The 17,903-nt window shown below is 47.2% G+C and carries 8 protein-coding genes and 4 pseudogenes; all 12 read left to right on the top strand.

All coding sequences use genetic code 11. The features are described 5' to 3' along the window. The first annotated feature begins 5 nt into the window (after positions 1-5). The 12 genes and pseudogenes from lon (at position 6) to DXA20_RS11525 (ending at position 17,715) form a co-directional block, all read left to right on the top strand. Positions 6-2,353: pseudogene (lon, locus tag DXA20_RS11585) on the top strand (endopeptidase La). 40 nt (positions 2,354-2,393) lie between these two features. Further along, positions 2,394-3,011, top strand: coding sequence for a ribosome biogenesis GTP-binding protein YihA/YsxC (gene yihA, locus DXA20_RS11580; protein ID WP_022307118.1), 618 nt, complete (start codon positions 2,394-2,396; stop codon positions 3,009-3,011). A gap of 121 nt (positions 3,012-3,132) precedes the next feature. After that, positions 3,133-4,185 (top strand): annotated as a pseudogene (locus tag DXA20_RS18465) (D-alanine--D-alanine ligase family protein). 63 nt (positions 4,186-4,248) lie between these two features. Then, a pseudogene (locus DXA20_RS18460) lies at positions 4,249-5,654 on the top strand (UDP-N-acetylmuramoyl-tripeptide--D-alanyl-D-alanine ligase). A 522-nt stretch (positions 5,655-6,176) separates the two neighbouring features. Next, positions 6,177-7,194: pseudogene (gene pheS / locus DXA20_RS11560) on the top strand (phenylalanine--tRNA ligase subunit alpha). Positions 7,195-7,235: 41 nt separating this feature from the next. Beyond that, positions 7,236-9,674: a phenylalanine--tRNA ligase subunit beta gene (gene pheT, locus DXA20_RS11555; RefSeq protein WP_118560948.1), complete on the top strand. Its 2,439-nt coding sequence runs from the start codon at positions 7,236-7,238 to the stop codon at positions 9,672-9,674. Between the two features lie 2 nt (positions 9,675-9,676). After that, complete coding sequence (locus DXA20_RS11550; RefSeq protein WP_118560946.1) at positions 9,677-10,153, top strand: VanZ family protein; 477 nt, start codon at positions 9,677-9,679, stop codon at positions 10,151-10,153. Positions 10,154-10,173: 20 nt separating this feature from the next. Then, a complete protein-coding gene (locus DXA20_RS11545; protein ID WP_022307124.1) occupies positions 10,174-10,503 on the top strand; it encodes a DUF6142 family protein in 330 nt (109 codons plus the stop codon). Positions 10,504-10,696: 193 nt separating this feature from the next. Then, positions 10,697-11,488, top strand: coding sequence for a hypothetical protein (locus DXA20_RS11540; RefSeq protein ID WP_022307125.1), 792 nt, complete (start codon positions 10,697-10,699; stop codon positions 11,486-11,488). Positions 11,489-11,720: 232 nt separating this feature from the next. After that, entirely contained in the window at positions 11,721-13,481 is a 1,761-nt protein-coding gene (locus DXA20_RS11535) for an ammonium transporter (protein WP_022307126.1), read from the top strand. Between the two features lie 289 nt (positions 13,482-13,770). Next, the gene (locus tag DXA20_RS11530) at positions 13,771-14,460 is read left to right on the top strand and encodes a response regulator transcription factor (protein WP_022307127.1); all 690 of its coding nucleotides are present in this window, start codon (positions 13,771-13,773) and stop codon (positions 14,458-14,460) included. Between the two features lie 39 nt (positions 14,461-14,499). Next, positions 14,500-17,715 (top strand): sensor histidine kinase, encoded by a 3,216-nt coding sequence (locus tag DXA20_RS11525; protein ID WP_118560944.1) that lies wholly within the window; start codon positions 14,500-14,502, stop codon positions 17,713-17,715. Positions 17,716-17,903 lie beyond the last annotated feature (188 nt).

Genomic DNA, 17,903 nt, shown 5'->3' with positions numbered 1-17,903 from the left:
GTTTTATGATCAAGAAACCTTTAATGGCGCTGCGGGATGTGGTGGCACTGCCAGGGGTTACAGCATATATCGAGGTGGCTAAGGCAGAGACGGTCAGCGCAATGGAAGCAGCGATGAACGATGACCAGATGGTTTTTACCGTGGCAAAGAAAGATGCAGAAAACAGTGACGTCAATATGGATAATCTGTTTGAGGTGGGAATTGTTGCAAAAGTAAAGCAGATCGCAAGAATGCCGGACAAATATGTCCGTGTTGTTCTTGAGGGCGGGAAGAGAGCACATCTGTTGGCGCTGGAGACGGTTGATGCAGGCTACATCATGGCAACGGTGCAGGTGGATGAGGACGAAGAGGACGTCTGGGATAATGTCCAGATTCTGTCAAACCACGGAGAGCCGACGAAACAGCTTAAGCGTGTGGCTATGATCCGCCAGATCAAGCAGCTTTTCCGGGAATATGCCGAACGGCAGGGCAAGATGGGGCAGCAGCTTCAGGATATTGTCAGCGAGAGTATTGACCTGGATCAGATTATTTATATGATCACGGCAAATCTTCCGATCCATTATCATTTAAAGCAGAGTATTATTGAACATGATCAGATAGAGGATCGTTTTACGGAATTAATGATCGTGCTGGAACGGGAACTTGGAATCCTAAGACTGCAGGGGGAGATTACGGAGATGGTGAAGCAGCAGGTGGAGGATAATCAGAAGGATTATTACCTGCGAGAACAGATCAAGGCGATCCACAAAGAGCTTGGCGAGGATGATGCCGAGTCAGAGGCAGATAAGTTTGAACGCAAGCTTGAGAAACTAAAGGCACCGGCAAAGGTTAAGAAAAAGATCAAAGAGGAGATTGGACGCTATAAAAGGATCAGTTCCAACAATTCCGAGAGTGCAGTGATCCGTGGTTATCTGGAGACACTTCTTGCAATGCCGTGGAAGAAAGCAAGTCAGGATAATACCGACGTGGAGCACGCCAAGGAGATCCTTGATGCCGATCATTACGGGCTGGAAAAGGTCAAGGAGAGAATCCTGGAGTACCTTGCGGTCAAGAAGCTTAATAAAGAGGGAACAGGAACAATTCTTTGTCTCGTCGGACCGCCGGGAACCGGTAAGACCTCGATCGCAAAATCTGTCGCAAAGGCACTTGGACGCAAGTATGTCAGGATCTGTCTTGGAGGCGTCCGGGATGAGGCAGAGCTTCGCGGACACCGCAGAACCTATGTGGGGGCAATGCCGGGAAGAGTCATCACGGCGGTCAAGAATGCCAAGGTCAAGAATCCGCTGATTCTTTTTGATGAGATTGATAAGATGGTCAGTGACGGAAGAGGAGATCCTGCAGCAGCACTTTTAGAGATTCTGGATCCGGAGCAGAATAAGCATTTCTCCGATCACTATCTGGAGCTTCCGTTTGATCTTTCCAAAGCATTTTTCATTTGTACCGCCAATGGGACAGATACGATCTCCAGACCGCTGCTTGATCGTATGGAGGTGATCGAGCTTCCGGGTTATACCGAGAATGAGAAGTTCCATATTGCGAAGGAGCATCTGTGGGCAAAACAGTTAAAGCAGAACGGAATTACAAGATCACAGCTTACTATTACGGATAAGGCGCTGCGCACCATGATCCTTCGTTATACCAGAGAGGCGGGCGTGCGTGGACTGGAAAGAAAAATCGCCTCTGTCTGCCGCAAGGCTGCAAAGGCAGTGGCGCAGGCGGATGAGGGAACGAAGACAAAGCTTCGCATTTCAGACCGTAACATCAAGGAATATCTTGGCAAGCCGGTTTATAAGCCGAATGCTGCCAATGAAAAGCCCGAGGTCGGCATCGTGCGCGGATTAGCCTGGACCAGTGTCGGAGGCGAGACGCTGGAGATCGAGGTCGTTGCATTAAACGGCACCGGCAAGCTGGAGCTTACCGGAAAGCTTGGCGATGTGATGAAGGAATCAGCTAGGATCGCACTGACCTATGTCCGTTTTCTGGTACAGGATGAGGTGGATGAGGATTACTTTGAAAAGCATGATATACATATTCATGTGCCGGAGGGAGCAACCCCGAAGGATGGTCCGTCTGCCGGAATTACAATGACAACAGCAATCTATTCTGCTGTGACAGGAAAGCCGGTCCGTGCGGATATTGCGATGACCGGTGAGGTGACGCTGCGCGGCCGCGTGCTGCCAATCGGAGGATTAAAGGAGAAGCTTCTTGCTGCAAAGCAGGCAGGTATCAAGGAGGTTCTCGTTCCGAAAGAAAACAGCAGAGACGTTGAGAGATGGAAACGGAGATTTTAGAGGGAATCATACTGCAGTATGTACACTGTGTGGAGGATGTCCTGAAGGAAGCTCTGGCATAGAAGAGACTATATTTGAACAATCAAAGAAATGGAGACTGTCATGAAAATAAAGTCAGTAAATCTGGAAACGGTATGTGGAATCACCAGCAGGATGCCGGAGAATGACAAGCTGGAGGTGGCGTTTGCAGGTCGTTCCAACGTGGGAAAGTCCACGCTTATCAACGGGCTGATGAACCGTAAATCTCTGGCAAGAACATCCTCACAGCCGGGCAAGACACAGACCGTCAACTTTTATAATATCAACGATCTTCTTTATTTTGTGGATCTGCCGGGTTACGGCTATGCCAAGGTATCCCAGCAGACCGTGGAGAAGTGGGGCAAGATGATCAACCGTTATCTGGACGGTTCAAAGGTACTGCGCCTGATCTTTCTTCTGGTGGATATCCGCCACAAGCCGAATCAGAACGATCTGCAGATGTATGAGTGGTGCACCCATTATGGGTTTAATCCGATCATCATTGCCACAAAGGCGGACAAGATCAAACGCTCCCAGAAGGCAAAGCAGATTAAGCAGATCAAGGAGACGCTGGGCGTTGTTGAGGGAACGCCGGTGATTCCGTATTCTTCCATGACAAAGGAAGGCAGGGAGGAAATCTGGGAATATATTGATATGGTGTATGATGGATTTATGCAGGAGCAGGATTTGCAAAGTGAATAACATTTTCCGTATATTTATTGCATATTTTGTCCCGTATACTAGTCATTATACGGAATTATAGAGAAGAAGGAACGCCGGAGCGTTTCCGACAGACGGAAGCAGCGGAAAAGGAGGATTAGTAATGAAAATAGTAGTATTAGCAGGAGGTCTCAGCACAGAGAGAGACGTATCGATCAATTCTGCAACACAGGTTTGCAAAGCACTGCGTGAAAAGGGACATCAGGCGGTGATTCTTGATATATTTCTTGGACACGGGAAAAGCGGTGACGATCTGACCGGTATTTTTGACGGGGATCCACAGCTTACAAAGCTGTCCGATCAGATTCAGTCTGTCGATCCGGATCTGGATCAGATCCGTGCCATGAGAGAGGGCGATCCGAATTGTCTGTTTGGACCAAACGTGATCGAGATCTGTCGTATGGCGGACATTGTGTATATGGGACTTCATGGTGCCGAGGGAGAGAACGGAAAGGTGCAGGCGGCATTTGATGTGATGGGCATCCGTTACACAGGCTCCGGTTATCTGGGCAGTGCCATGGCGATGGATAAGCGTTGCCAAGAAGATGTTTCAGGCAGCGAATGTTCCGACGCCGAAGGGCTTTTCCTTCAAAAAGGGAGCAAAGGACACTGCGGAGAGAGTGAAAGAGGAGCTTGGTTTCCCGTGCGTGGTAAAGCCTTGCTGCGGTGGTTCCAGTGTCGGTGTAAGCTTTGCGGAGAACGAGGAGCAGTATGAGGAGGCATTAAAGCTTGCTTTCCATTATGAGGATGAGGTCGTCGTTGAGGAGTGCATTCACGGAAGAGAATTTTCTGCCGGCGTTGTGGCGGGGAGGGCACTTCCGGTGATCGAGATCATTCCAAAGACCGGCTTTTATGATTATAAGACAAAGTATCAGCCGGCATGGCAGAGGATGTATGCCCGGCTGAGTTAAGTGAAGAGCTTACAAAGAGAATGCAGGGGTATGCGTTGGACGTTTATCATGCACTCAAGCTTGAGGTATATGGAAGAATTGATTTTCTGTTAAATGATAACGATGAGATGTACTGTCTGGAAGCCAACACCCTTCCGGGCATGACACCGACCAGCCTTCTTCCGCAGGAAGCAAAGGCAGTTGGTGTTGATTACGGCACACTCTGTGAGACGATCATTCAGGAGGCAATGAAGAAATACGAATAATACAGCAGAGATGATGAAGCATTCACAATGGATATGAAGATATTGACCAGAAAGGACCGGATTATGAAGGGAATGACTTTGGAGGCAGTAACGCAGGCGGTCGGCGGTGTTTATACCGGACCGGAGAGCCGGAAGAATACGGAGCTTACTGCCATTACGATCGACAGCCGTCAGGTAGAAAAGGGCGGACTGTTTGTGGCGATCAAGGGTGCGCGCGTGGACGGCAATACATTTATCCCGGGGGCATATAAGGACGGAGCGTGCTGCTGTATGTCAACAGAGCCGCCGGTGGATGAGACAAAGCCGTATATCCGTGTAGAGTCCTGTGAGCAGGCGTTGAAGGATATGGCGGAGTTTTACCGGGAGAATCTGACGATCCCGGTAGTCGGCATCACGGGAAGTGTCGGCAAAACGACAACCAAGGAAATGATCGCCGCGGTTCTCTCACAGAAGTACGATACCTTAAAGACACTCGGCAATTTCAATAATGAGATTGGTCTGCCGTTAACGATCTTCCGGATCAGAGAGCATCACGAGGCAGCAGTGCTTGAGATGGGAATCAGTGATTTCGGAGAGATGACACGTCTTGCCAGGATGGCTAAACCGGATTACTGCGTGATCACCAACATCGGGCAGTGCCATCTGGAAAATCTCGGCTCCAGGGACGGTATTCTCAAAGCGAAGACAGAGATTTTTGATTATCTGAAGCCGGACGGGACTGCTGTATTAAACTGGAATGACGATAAGCTTAGTACACTTGATAAGGATCCGCGGATCACGGAGCCGGTATTTTATGGAATCAGTGGGGATGAGAGTGCGTCAAAGGCACCGTCTGTTCAGGCAAAGGACTGTGAGAGTCTCGGACTGGCCGGAAGCGTTTTACGCTGCATACTCCGGAGGGAGAAATCTCAGTGACGGTACCGGCACCGGGAAAGCATATGATCTCCAATGCGCTTGCAGCCGCATCAGTGGGACTCCTTCTCGGACTTTCTCTGGAGCAGATCAGGCAGGGCATTGAGTCCTATGAGCCGGTGGGCGGTCACGGTCATATCATACAGACAGACGGTATGACAATCATGGACGATTGCTACAATGCTAATCCGGTCTCCATGAAGGCAGGCATTGATGTACTTCATGAGGTCGAGGATGCCAGAACGGTCGCTGTGATCGGAGATATGTTTGAACTGGGTACGGATGAGACGAAGCTGCATTATGAGGTCGGTCAGTATGCGGCACAGAAGGGCATTTCCGTGATCATTTCCATCGGCTCCCTTGCGAAAAACTATGAGGAGGGCATTTGTGATGTCAGCAGCCGGGGCGGATATAACGGAACACATCTGTATTATCCGGATCTGGATGAATTTCTGGAAAAGGGGATCGGCGAGATCCGAAAAGGGGACGCAGTGCTTGTCAAGGCTTCCCATGCGATGCACTTCGAAAAGATCGTGAAAAAGCTGCAGGAGCAGTAAAAGCCACAAAGACAATTACGGGAATGATAAAGTATACAGGAACGATGACAGGAACAACAAAAGGGTCTTGCCAAAGGATTCAAAGTATGCTATCATACAACCAAATGTAAAGGCTGTGATCGTGTTTAGTAGACAGTGCCAATCCGGTCAGAGAGAGGATGCCATCGGCTGAAAGCATTCTTACGTTCCCGGCAGTGTTGAATTTCCCATGTGAGCTGCAGACAGGAAAATCGTATCTGATATGATCCGGGTTCCGGTGTACAGATTCGTTTGAGTATTGTCTGACGATTCGCACACGTTACGTGCAATGAAGTGTTTATGTGAAGTATACAGTGTATATTTTTGCTTACATAAGAAACAGGGTGGTACCGCGGTTGACTCCGTCCCTGACATGTCTGTGTCGGGAGGAAGCCGGATACCTTATGATATTTAAGCTCCTTGCGATGCAGGGAGTTTTTCTTTATTTTAGGAAACTTTTGTTTCCGCGTTCTTTTATTTTACAATAATTACTGGAGGTTAATGATGAAAGACAAGTTAAAACAGATCATGGATGAAGCAATGACACAGATTGACTCCTCTGATAAGCTGGAGAAGCTCAATGAGATCAAGGTGTCATTTTTGGGAAAGAAGGGAGAGCTGACATCAATCCTTAAGTCAATGAAGGATGTTGCACCGGAGGATCGTCCGAAGGTTGGTCAGATGGTCAATGATGCCAGAAGCAAGATCGAGGAGCACCTTGAGGAGAAAAAGAAAGCTTTTGAGCAGGCACTCCGCGAGGAGAAGATGAAGGCGGAGACAATCGATGTAACGCTTCCGGGTCAGCGCATTCCGGAGGGACATCGTCATCCGAATACCAAGACCTTAGAGGAAGTAGAGAATATTTTCGTCGGCATGGGCTACGAGGTTGTAGAGGGACCGGAGATTGAGCACGACTATTACAACTTTGAGGCACTTAATATTCCGGCAGACCATCCTGCAAAGGATGAGCAGGATACCTTCTATATTACACAGGATATTCTTCTTCGTACCCAGACCTCTTCTGTTCAGGTACATGAGATGGAGAAGGGCAAGCTTCCGATCCGCATGATCGCACCGGGAAGAGTGTTCCGTTCCGATGAGGTGGATGCAACACATTCTCCGACTTTCCATCAGATCGAGGGACTTGTTGTCGATAAGAACATCACCTTCTCTGATTTGAAGGGAACGCTTCAGGAGTTTGCAAAGAGACTGTTTGGTGAAGACACAAAGGTTAAGTTCCGTCCGCATCATTTCCAGTTCACGGAGCCGAGTGCCGAGATGGATGTACTGCTTCAAGTGTGGCGGTAAGGGCTGCCGTTTCTGCAAAGGAGAGGGATGGGTTGAGATCCTTGGCTGCGGAATGGTTCATCCGCATGTGCTTGAGATGAGCGGCATTGATCCGGAGGAGTATACCGGCTTTGCATTTGGTGTCGGTCTGGAGCGAATTGCATTGTTCAAGTACGAAATTGACGATATGAGACTGTTATACGAGAATGATACCAGATTTTTAAAGCAATTCTAATCACATAGAGAGAAACAGCGGAAAGAAAGGAAGGAAATAACATGAATAGTTCAATGTCATGGACAAAGGCATATGTGCCGGATCTGGATTGTACGGCACAGGAATATATGGATGCAATGACCTTATCGGGAACGAAGGTTGAGGGATACACAGAGTTAGATAAGAATCTGGACAAGATCATCGTTGGAAAGATCAATAAGATCGAGAAGCATCCGGATGCAGATAAGCTTGTGATCTGTCAGGTACAGATCGATGAGGCAGGCAGTGAGGTACAGATCGTGACCGGTGCTGCCAATGTAAAGGAAGGCGATAAGGTGCCGGTTGTTCTGGATGGTGGTCATGTGGCAAGCAGCCATAAGGACGGCGAGTCCGAGAACGGCTTTAAGATCAAGAAGGGTAAATTAAGAGGTGTTGATTCCTTTGGTATGATGTGTTCGATCGAGGAGCTCGGTTCAAACTGTGATATGTATCCGGATGCGGCCGAGGATGGAATTTATATCTTAAGCGATAATCCGGAATATGCAGACGCACCGGTTGGCTCTGACGCTGTTGAGCTGTTAGGTCTTCATGATGTTGTATTCGAGTACGAGGTAACATCAAACCGTGTGGACTGCTTCGGTCAGATCGGTATTGCCAGAGAGGTGGCAGCAACCTTCCGTAAGGATCTGGTGCTTCCTGAGGTGACTGTGACCGGTAACGGTGAGGACATCAATGATTATGTATCCGTAGAGGTGCAGGCACCGGAGCTTTGCTCCCGCTATACCGCACGCGTTGTTAAAAATATCAAGATTGCTCCGTCACCGGAGTGGATGCAGCGTCGTCTTGCTTCTGTCGGTATCCGTCCGATCAACAATATCGTGGATATCACAAACTATGTGATGGAGGAGTATGCACAGCCAATGCATGCGTATGATCTGGATAAGCTGGCAGATCATAAGATCATTGTGCGCAAGGCGAAGAAGGATGAGCCTTTCATGACACTGGATGGTCAGGAGAGAGTTCTTGATGATACCATGTTAGTGATCTGTGATGGCGAGAAGCCGGTTGGCGTTGCCGGTATTATGGGCGGCGAGAATTCCAAAATCACCGATGACGTTACAACAATGCTGTTTGAGGCGGCAACTTTTGATGGAACTAACATCCGTAAATCCGGTAAGAAGCTCGGAATGCGTACCGATGCACAGGCGAAGTTTGAAAAGGGTCTTGATCCGAACAATGCGATCGATGCAATGAACCGTGCCTGTCAGCTGATCGAGGAGCTTGGTGCAGGAGAGGTTGTCGGCGGCGTGGTTGATGTTTATCCGGTCAAGAAGGAGCCGATCACGATCACCTATAATGTAGATAAGATCAATGCACTGCTTGGAACAGACATTGATGAAGATACCATGGTCGCTTATTTTGAGAAGCTGGAGCTTACGGTAGACCGTGAGAAAAAGGAAGTATTAGTACCAACCTGGAGACAGGATCTGGAGCGTCTTGCAGATCTTGCAGAGGAGGTGGCACGTTTCTTCGGTTATGATAATATTCCGATGACCCTGCCTTCCGGTTCTGCAACAGCAGGTGGTCTCTCCGAGAAGATGCAGCATGAGAATATGGCAAGAGATATTGTGGAAGCTTACGGTTTCATGGAGGGGATGACCTTCTCCTTCGAGAGTCCGAAGGTGTATGACAAGCTTTTGCTTCCTGCAGACGATGTGCTCCGCAAGAGCATCGCTATCATGAATCCTCTGGGAGAGGATTACAGCGTGATGCGTACCTCAGCCGTTGGCGGTATGCTGACTTCACTCGCAACAAACTATAACCGCCGTAATCAGAACGTACGTCTCTATGAGCTTGCCAATGTCTATCTTCCAAAGGCTCTGCCGCTTACCGAGCTTCCACAGGAGCAGATGCAGCTTACTCTTGGAATGTACGGTGAGGGAGATTTCTTTACCATGAAGGGTGTTGTGGAGAGTCTGATGCAGCGTATGGGGCTTAAGAAGGCAGCACAGTATGATCCGAAGGCAGGTAAGAGCTTCCTGCATCCGGGACGTCAGGCAAAGGTTATCTATGAGGGCTGCGAGGTTGCTTATCTGGGTGAGGTTCATCCGGAGGTACTTGACAACTTCTCGATCGGTCAGAAGGCATATATCGCTGTTGTCAATATGAAGCAGCTTTCTGAACTGGCAAACTTTGATGTGAAGTATGTCGGCATTCCGAAGTTCCCGGCAATGACAAGAGATATCAGTCTGACGATGAAGAAGGAAGTGCTTGCCGGAGATATCGAGGAGACGATCCGCACAAAGGGCGGCAAGCTTATTGAGTCCGTCACTCTATTTGATATTTATGAGGGCGCACAGCTGACACAGGGCTACAAATCTATGGCATACAAGATTGTATTCCGTGCACCGAATCGTACGCTCAAGGACGAGGAAGTTGGTAAGGCAATGGATAAGATTATCCGTGCCCTGGAGGAGAAAGATATCGTATTAAGGAGCTAGGAATGAAAAATGCGAAGAAAATAATCCGCATCCTGTCATGGTTTATCTTTGTGATCTACCTGATCGCACTGGTGTATTTCCTGTTCTTCAGTGAGCAGCTTGGGCGTGTCCCGAGTGACGAATACAAATATAGTCTTGTTCCGTTTAAGGAGATCGGGAGGTATCTGCGCTATTGGAGAGCAATCGGAGGGTATTATGTTATGTTAAATCTTCTGGGTAACATCGTATGCTTTATGCCCTTTGGATTTGTCCTTCCGGTGATCTCACGCAATCAGCGCAAGTTCTGGAAGGTCACATTGCTCAGTTTTCTGACCTCTCTGTTGGTGGAGCTGATCCAGCTTGTATCAAAGGTTGGATCCTGTGATGTGGATGATATGCTTCTGAATACACTTGGAGGAATGGCAGGTTATGTGCTGTTTCGGATATTCCACCGGATTTTGTTCTGCAGAAAGAAGGAAAGCCGGCAGCAGGAAACATAAAAGGCAGGTGAGAAAGGACAATGATAAAGAAAAAACGCAAAAAAGACGGTCTGCATCTGACCGACAAAAAGCATCCAAAGCAGGGAATTGCATCGACAATCCTGGGGCTGCTGTCACTGGTCCTGTTTCTGGTACTCTGTATTTTGTCCGGGCAGGCAGGCGGCAATGCCGGTATATGGATCGGCATCTGGGGGGTAGTCCTGGCAGTGATCAATATCTGGGGCTTTGTCCTTGGGATGATCAGCCTGAAGCTGGAGAATATCCGCCAGCTGTTTCCGTCACTTGGTGTGATCATCAACGGATTGATGGTTCTTATGTATCTGGTGATCTATATTATTGGAACGGCATGATCTGCAATTATGAAAATAATATAAATACTATTAAAAATGATTCTGTCTCCTTGTGGGGACAGGATTATTTTTGTATACTGTTAGGGTGAAAATAACGAAATTATATGGTAGACAACGAAATTTGTACACTACAACGATAGCTTTGCATATTACAGCAAAGCCGGATAAAACAACGAAAGGTACAGGGGCATATATGGCAAGAATTTTTGATGATTCCGTAGAGGATGAAAAGAGCAAGGTGAAAAAGGACGGGCTGATCTATCAGCAGCGGAATGACACAGATTACAAAGCAGAGTACGAAAAATTGGACAGTAAGGGCAAGTTCCAGTTTTTTAAAGATTATTATCTGCAGACGATCGTTGTGATCGCTGTGCTGGTGATCGTTGGCGGTTACTACCTGTATGGTTCTCTGACAAAGCCTCAGACGGTATTGTATGTGGCGGTTTGCGATGACAATCTGGATGAGAAACAGGTGGAGAAGCTTGAAAAGGCGGTTGGCACCTATCTGGGACTTGACAATAAGCATGAGATCGTGACGATCAATACCGACTACAATTCTTCCAACGGTACGCTCAGTGAGCAGCTCCAGAGTTATATTTATGCGGGAACCTGTGATGTGGTGATCGCGCCGAAGAAAGGCTTTATGAGTTATGCATCTGCCGGATATTTTCTGGAGCCGGATACCTCGGATACGGTTGCGCTGTTTAAGGACTGGCCGGAGAAGAAACGTCTCTACTGTCCGGTTGTGGACGGAGAGCAGATCCGCGGTGAAAAGGATTTTGACACGACCAAGTACAATTTTGGAATTGAGATTTCCGGTTGTAAGAAGTATAAAGAACTCGAAGGTCTGGGGAAGTCAGCATATGCAGGCATTACAAATTCCTCCAAGAAACAGGAGGAAGCGGCTGCTTTTCTTAAGTTTTTGACCGATGATACTTTAAAAGATGGCGATGTGAATCCGGATTTTGCTGTGCAGAGCAAATAGACTTTCAATTCTTTTGTTACAGCCGAACAAAATTAAGCGTATGACTTTTTAAACTTTAATTCGGAAAGAAATGTCCTTAGTTCCTTGACAGATACATTTCAATGCATATAATTAAACACATGACAAAGGTGTCACGAAGCGAAATGCAGTCGTGGCACCTTTTTCTTTTCGTTACTTAACTGTAACATTCACATGTGAAAAGGAAAAAATGAAAACCAAGGAGGAATGTTATATGTCGAAAGAAGTAATTCAGTACATCAACGATAACCTGTATGGTGTATGGTATTTGATCGGTGCTGCATTGGTATTCTGGATGCAGGCTGGATTTGCAATGGTGGAGGCTGGTTTCACAAGAGCTAAGAACGCCGGTAACATTATTATGAAGAACCTGATGGATTTCTGTATTGGAACGTTTATGTTTTTCCTGATCGGTGCTTCACTTTTATTAGGAAACGATATGGGAGGATTTATTGGAAAGCTTGATTTCAGTATCTTCTCCGGTTATGGAAATTATAATTATTCCACATTCGTGTTTAACCTTGTATTTTGTGCCACAACAGCGACAATTGTTTCCGGTGCGATGGCAGAACGTACAAAATTCATTTCCTACTGTGTTTACTCCGCAGTGATCTCCGCGATCATCTATCCGGTAGAAGCACACTGGACCTGGGGCGGCGGCTTCCTCGCACAGATGGGCTTCCATGATTTTGCCGGTTCCAACTGTATTCACATGGTTGGTGGTATTTGCGCACTGATCGGTGCCGCAATGCTTGGACCTCGAATCGGCAAGTTCAGCAAGAGAACCGGTAAGCCGCATGCGATTCCGGGACATAACCTGACGATCGGTGCACTCGGTGTATTTATCCTGTGGCTTGGCTGGTACGGCTTCAACGGTGCTGCAGCAACCTCTATCCCGGATCTTGGATCCATTTTCTTAACAACAACAGTAGCACCTGCAGTAGCAACCGTTGTATGCATGATCTTTACATGGATCAAATATGGTGCACCTGATGTTTCCATGTGTCTGAATGCATCTCTGGCAGGTCTGGTAGCGATCACAGCACCTTGTGATGTTACGGATTGTGCCGGTGCCGCAGTGATCGGTGCTGTAGCCGGACTGCTTGTTGTATTTGGTGTATGGCTGCTTGATTATGTATTAAAGATTGATGATCCGGTTGGTGCCGTAGCCGTACATATGATGAATGGTATCTGGGGTACGATCGCCGTTGGTCTTTTCGCAACAAAATCTGCACCTGGTTATCAGATTGCTTTGGATGGCGGTGCGATCAAGGGACAGGGTCTTTTCTATGGCGGCGGTTTCCATCAGCTTGGACTTCAGTTCGTCGGTATGTTCAGCACGATTGCATGGACAGCAGTTACGATCACGATCACATTCCTGATCATCAAGGCAACACTGGGACTGAGAGTATCCGAGGAGGAAGAGCTTGTCGGACTCGATGTCAAGGAGCATGGTCTTACTTCCGCATATGCAGACTTCATGCCTGCCGGCAACATGTTCTACTCAGCAGGAACAATGCCTGTACCAAAGAGCGGTCTTGCACCTGTTATTGAGAAGAGCAGCGATCATAAGCCTGCAATGAAGCCGATAGCGGATAAACCGGGTGATATGACCGAGAAATTTACCAAGATCTCCATTATCTGTCAGCAGAATAAGTTTGATGAGCTGAAGGAAGCAATGAACCAGATCGGTGTCAACGGTATCACAGTAACACAGGTTATGGGCTGTGGTACACAGAAGGGTATTACAACAACCTATCGTGGTGCTGAACTGAGCGTAATGCTGATCCCTAAGGTTAAGGTGGAAGTCGTGATCAGCTCTGTTCCGATCGAAACGGTTATTGAGACAGCCAAGAGGGTACTTTATACCGGTCATTACGGAGATGGTAAGATCTTCGTATATGATGTTGAAAATGTGGTAAAGGTTCGTACCGGTGAAGAGGGCTTCGATGCTCTTCAGGATGCCACAGAATAAGCGTAAATAAAAGGGTGGTCTTTTCTAAAATTAAATTGTGTGTGATAAACTTGTAAATGATAAATGAGCCTTGGGGGCTGCTGTATCAATGGATATGGCAGCCCTCTTTTTGTGGTATGGGAAAATGCCCGGAATGTCAGCCAAAATGGATTAAAGTGGAGAAGTCATTGGTTCTGTGTTAATATTAAAGAAATCTTAAGAATTTCATTCGGTGGACTTAAAAAAGATGATTTATGATAAATAATGTAAAGCAGCAAAGGTACCGGACCGGTACGGGAAAGAGGACAAAATGCAGACGATACTTGTATGTGACGATGATAAGGAAATTGTGGAGGCAATTCAGATCTATCTGGAGCAGGAGGGCTATGAGGTGCTTACCGCCTACGATGGAATGCAGGCGCTGGCACAGATCAGACAGAACCGGATCGATCTTCTGGTGATCGATGTCATGATGCCGAAGTTAGACGGCATCCATGCAACGATGAAGATCCGGGAGGAGAGTAAGGTTCCGGTGATCATTATCTCCGCTAAATCCGAGGATGCCGACAAGATCTTGGGACTAAACATCGGCGCCGACGATTATGTGACAAAGCCATTTAATCCTCTGGAGCTTGTGGCAAGAGTCAAATCACAGCTCAGGCGGTATGACATGATGAGCGAGGATAAGCCATCAGGGGGAATGACATATCGGCTTGGAGGTCTGGAGATGGACGACGAGCGTAAGCAGGTGTACATGGACGGACAGTTGATCAAGATGACGCCGCTTGAGTACAATATTCTTTTGCTGCTGATGAAGCATCCCGGAAAGGTCTTTTCCAGCCGGCAGATATACGAGAGCATCTGGAACGAGGACGGCTATGCTGCAGAAAATACAGTGGCAGTACATATTCGTCATATCCGTGAGAAGATTGAGATCGATCCGAAGGAGCCTCGTTATCTGAAGGTTGTGTGGGGTGTGGGGTATAAGCTGGAAGGATAGACGGTTTACAGTCTTTCAGACAGAAAGGAATGTAGGGATATGAAGAGCAGGAATAATGAGGGAAATGAACAAAAGAAAAAACAACATGGGAAAACAAATGGTAAAAAGATGATTTCGGTAGTCCTTACCCTGCTTCTGGCGGTGTCCACGATCGCAGCATCGTTTTCAGGAGTAAATTATATCGGGGCGAGATCGACTATGGATCAGCTTTCCGGGAAAAACAACATTTCGGAGAACGGAAAACTGGAGGAGAGTCTGGAATTTCAGCGGATCACGGATGGCTATCTGCAGGCATTAAAGCTTTATCTGACCATTCGATGTATGGGGAGCGCGGATGGAAGCCTTTATACCGGAAAGCTGTCGGATATGCCGTTTTTAAAGACAGGCGGTGGATCTGATACAAAGGTTCTTACGGTGCAGGAGACTGCGGAGCTTGGTGGACATAACTACGACTATTCCGGTTATTTTAAGAATTTCCAGAACGGCTTCGGGGATTATTCGATCCAGAATATCAGTATTGACAAGCTTGCATCAACGATTTTTTCGCTGAAAGATGAATATTTTGCAGGTGGCAAATGGGACAGCCGCACCTTGTATTATACTGTGGCATCCGGCAAAAATCCGACGAAAAAGCAGTGGAAAAAGGTGATGGCAGAGTCCGGACGTGTTGCCACCAACAAGCTGTATGACGGACAGGAGACACTCCTGCCGAGTCTGCAGAAGGAGAGTGGAAGAAAAACAGAAACCGTGATGGTGCCATTTGAAAAGGCAGCACAGAAGGTTCCGTTGAAATCCTCTTATGCAAAATGGCTGAATCAGGCGTATCCGGGGTATGCAAGCGGATGGCTTTTGTATCAGTCGGCACTTGCCTGTGAAAATAATTTTGAAGGGACAGGCGAGGACGGTGTTCCGTATGAAGCATACCGCAGTGCTGTAATGGCAGACTATAAGAAGGCGTATGGCGTGGGAGATATGTACGAGATTGAAGGCGATCACGTTGTCAATCAGGATGGTCTTGTGTATATTTTCGGACAGACCGATGTGGATCATGTTGTCAAGATGAATGAACAGGATACCTTGTATTACAAAGGAGGAACAAGTTCCTTTACCCTGAAGAATTTTTTCTGGGATCCAAATGCTTATTATGAAAATGTCAGTAATGACGATGATTGGTATGTGTACGAGAAAAGCTTAAAGGACTATGCGGCTAAGCTGAAGAAGACCGCAGAAAATAAGATGGGACAAACGGCGTATTATCCATGGGTAAGCAAGATGAAAAAGCCGTTGTGTAATGAGGCGGCCGCTGCAGATATGGCGCAGTTTTGCTTAAGCTTTGGAAGTGCCCTTGAAAAATTTCTGGAGGAGTCCGGTTTTTGGTACAGTGTTTCAATGATTTCCTCAGCAGATGGAGATACGCTTTCCAGTAAAAACGCACATTGGAACAATATGGCGTCACAGATCCAGCATAATCTGAATCAGGATGTCAAGGATATCGACTGTTCGTTTGCAGCTTACGATGCCAGGGGAGAGGTGTACAGCAGCAACTGGTTCTGCGAGGGCTTTCACAATTCCGGTAATCTGAAGGAATTTCTGGCGAAGCTGATCAAGCCGTGCAAGAATGCGGTGATCATGGTGGGCTATAACACCGATGAAATGCTTACTGCCGGAAAGAACAGCGTGGTTGCAAAATGGGCGGTAACCTTCAAACAGGAACAGCAGCAATATCGTCAGGCAAAGGCTGTGGTGGAAGAAAATGTGATCGCTCTGATTGTCAGTGTATTGCTTATGATCGTTGCATTTATGGGGCTTGTGCTATCAATGAGCCGTGTGGCGACGGAAACAGAAGGGGAGAGTGAAAAGAAAAGAACTATTCCGGCGGAAGTTTTTGCAGTGGTCGGAGTGGCAGGTCTGATACTGATCTGTGGAGCGGTTGAAAAGCTCATGCATCTTTCCAAGTGGGAACAGAACATGGAGAAGATTGATATCGTAGAAGATTTCAGTGTTGCAAGACCGTTGTATTCCGTTGGAATCGCTATCTTGGCAATGCTCGTGATGGCAGCCGGTTTTGAACTTTTGCGGCGGTTACGGCAGAACAGACTGGCACAGAACAGTATTTTGTGCTGGTGTGGAAGGAAAGGAAAAGCGGGCGGAGTTATTCTCATGGATGGAAGCCGTCTGTTTCTGGAGAAATATAAGGATGCAAAGGCGACGCTTCGATACGGAAGTGTGATGATCATTTATCTGATTTTGTGGATCTTTGTGTGGATCTGCTGCATCAGTATGATCCTTGGCTATGGCGGAGTGCTTGAGAAACTTACCCTGTTTATTGCATTGCCGCTGCTTTTGATCGTTGGAGAGTATGCTCTTGCAAAGACAATGTTTTCGGCGATCGCCGATGAAAAGATCCGTGAGGGTGCGCTAAAAATCGCGCAGGGGGATATCATGCACCGGATCGAACTGCCGGAAAAGGCAGGAAAGGATCAGAAAGAGTTGGCAGATACGATCAATCATATCCGTCAGGGACTGGAAAGTGCCGTTGATGAATCTGTTCGCAGTGAGCGGATGAAAACGGAACTGATCACCAATGTGTCACACGACATCAAGACACCGCTGACCTCTGTGATCAATTATGTGGATCTTTTGAAGAGAGAGCATATTGACAATGAAAGGGTGCAGGAGTATCTGGATATATTAGATCGTAAATCACTCCGCTTAAAGGAACTGATCGAGGATCTGGTGGAGGCATCCAAAGCGTCCTCCGGAACCATTGATCTTCAGATTACCACCTTAAATTTCGGGGAGTTAGTTAATCAGACAAACGGAGAGTTTGAGGAGAAATTTGCAAAGGCAGGTCTGACTCTTGTTGCTGATGTTTCGGAGAAACCGATCTGTTTTCAGGGGGACGGAAGACGGGTATTCCGGATCCTGGAAAACCTTTACGGCAACGTAACAAAATATGCACTGGAGGGAACAAGGGTATACGTAACACTGTCCCAAAAAGAGGACAGTGAAACGGGAGAGTTTCAGGCAGTATTTTCCATTAAAAATATTTCAAGAGACCAGTTAACGATCACACCGCAGGAGCTGACAGAGAGGTTTGTACGGGGCGATGAATCCAGAACAACTGACGGAAGCGGACTGGGTCTCTATATCGCAAGCAATCTGACGGAGCTGATGGGAGGAACGTTTGAGATCCATATGGATGGAGATCTGTTCCGTGTTACCGTATCCTTTCCGGCTGAAAAACGCGAATAAGCGGTTCAAACTTCGCATGTGAAATATATCATTGCGCCCATACTATTTCTTATGTCCGCAATTGAATAATCAGAATGCGAAGACAATATGTAATGACCTCCAATTTGTAGCATCGTGGATTTACCTGTATACTATGAATTGGAAAAAAACAATGGTAACAGGGATTACCGCATACAAAAGGAGGTCAC

Origin of the sequence: Roseburia sp. AM59-24XD (assembly GCF_003478445.1) — a bacterium.
GTDB lineage: Bacteria > Bacillota > Clostridia > Lachnospirales > Lachnospiraceae > Jutongia.
Note: the sequence above shows the minus strand (reverse complement) of the source record. Positions and strands in the feature narration are given on the sequence as shown.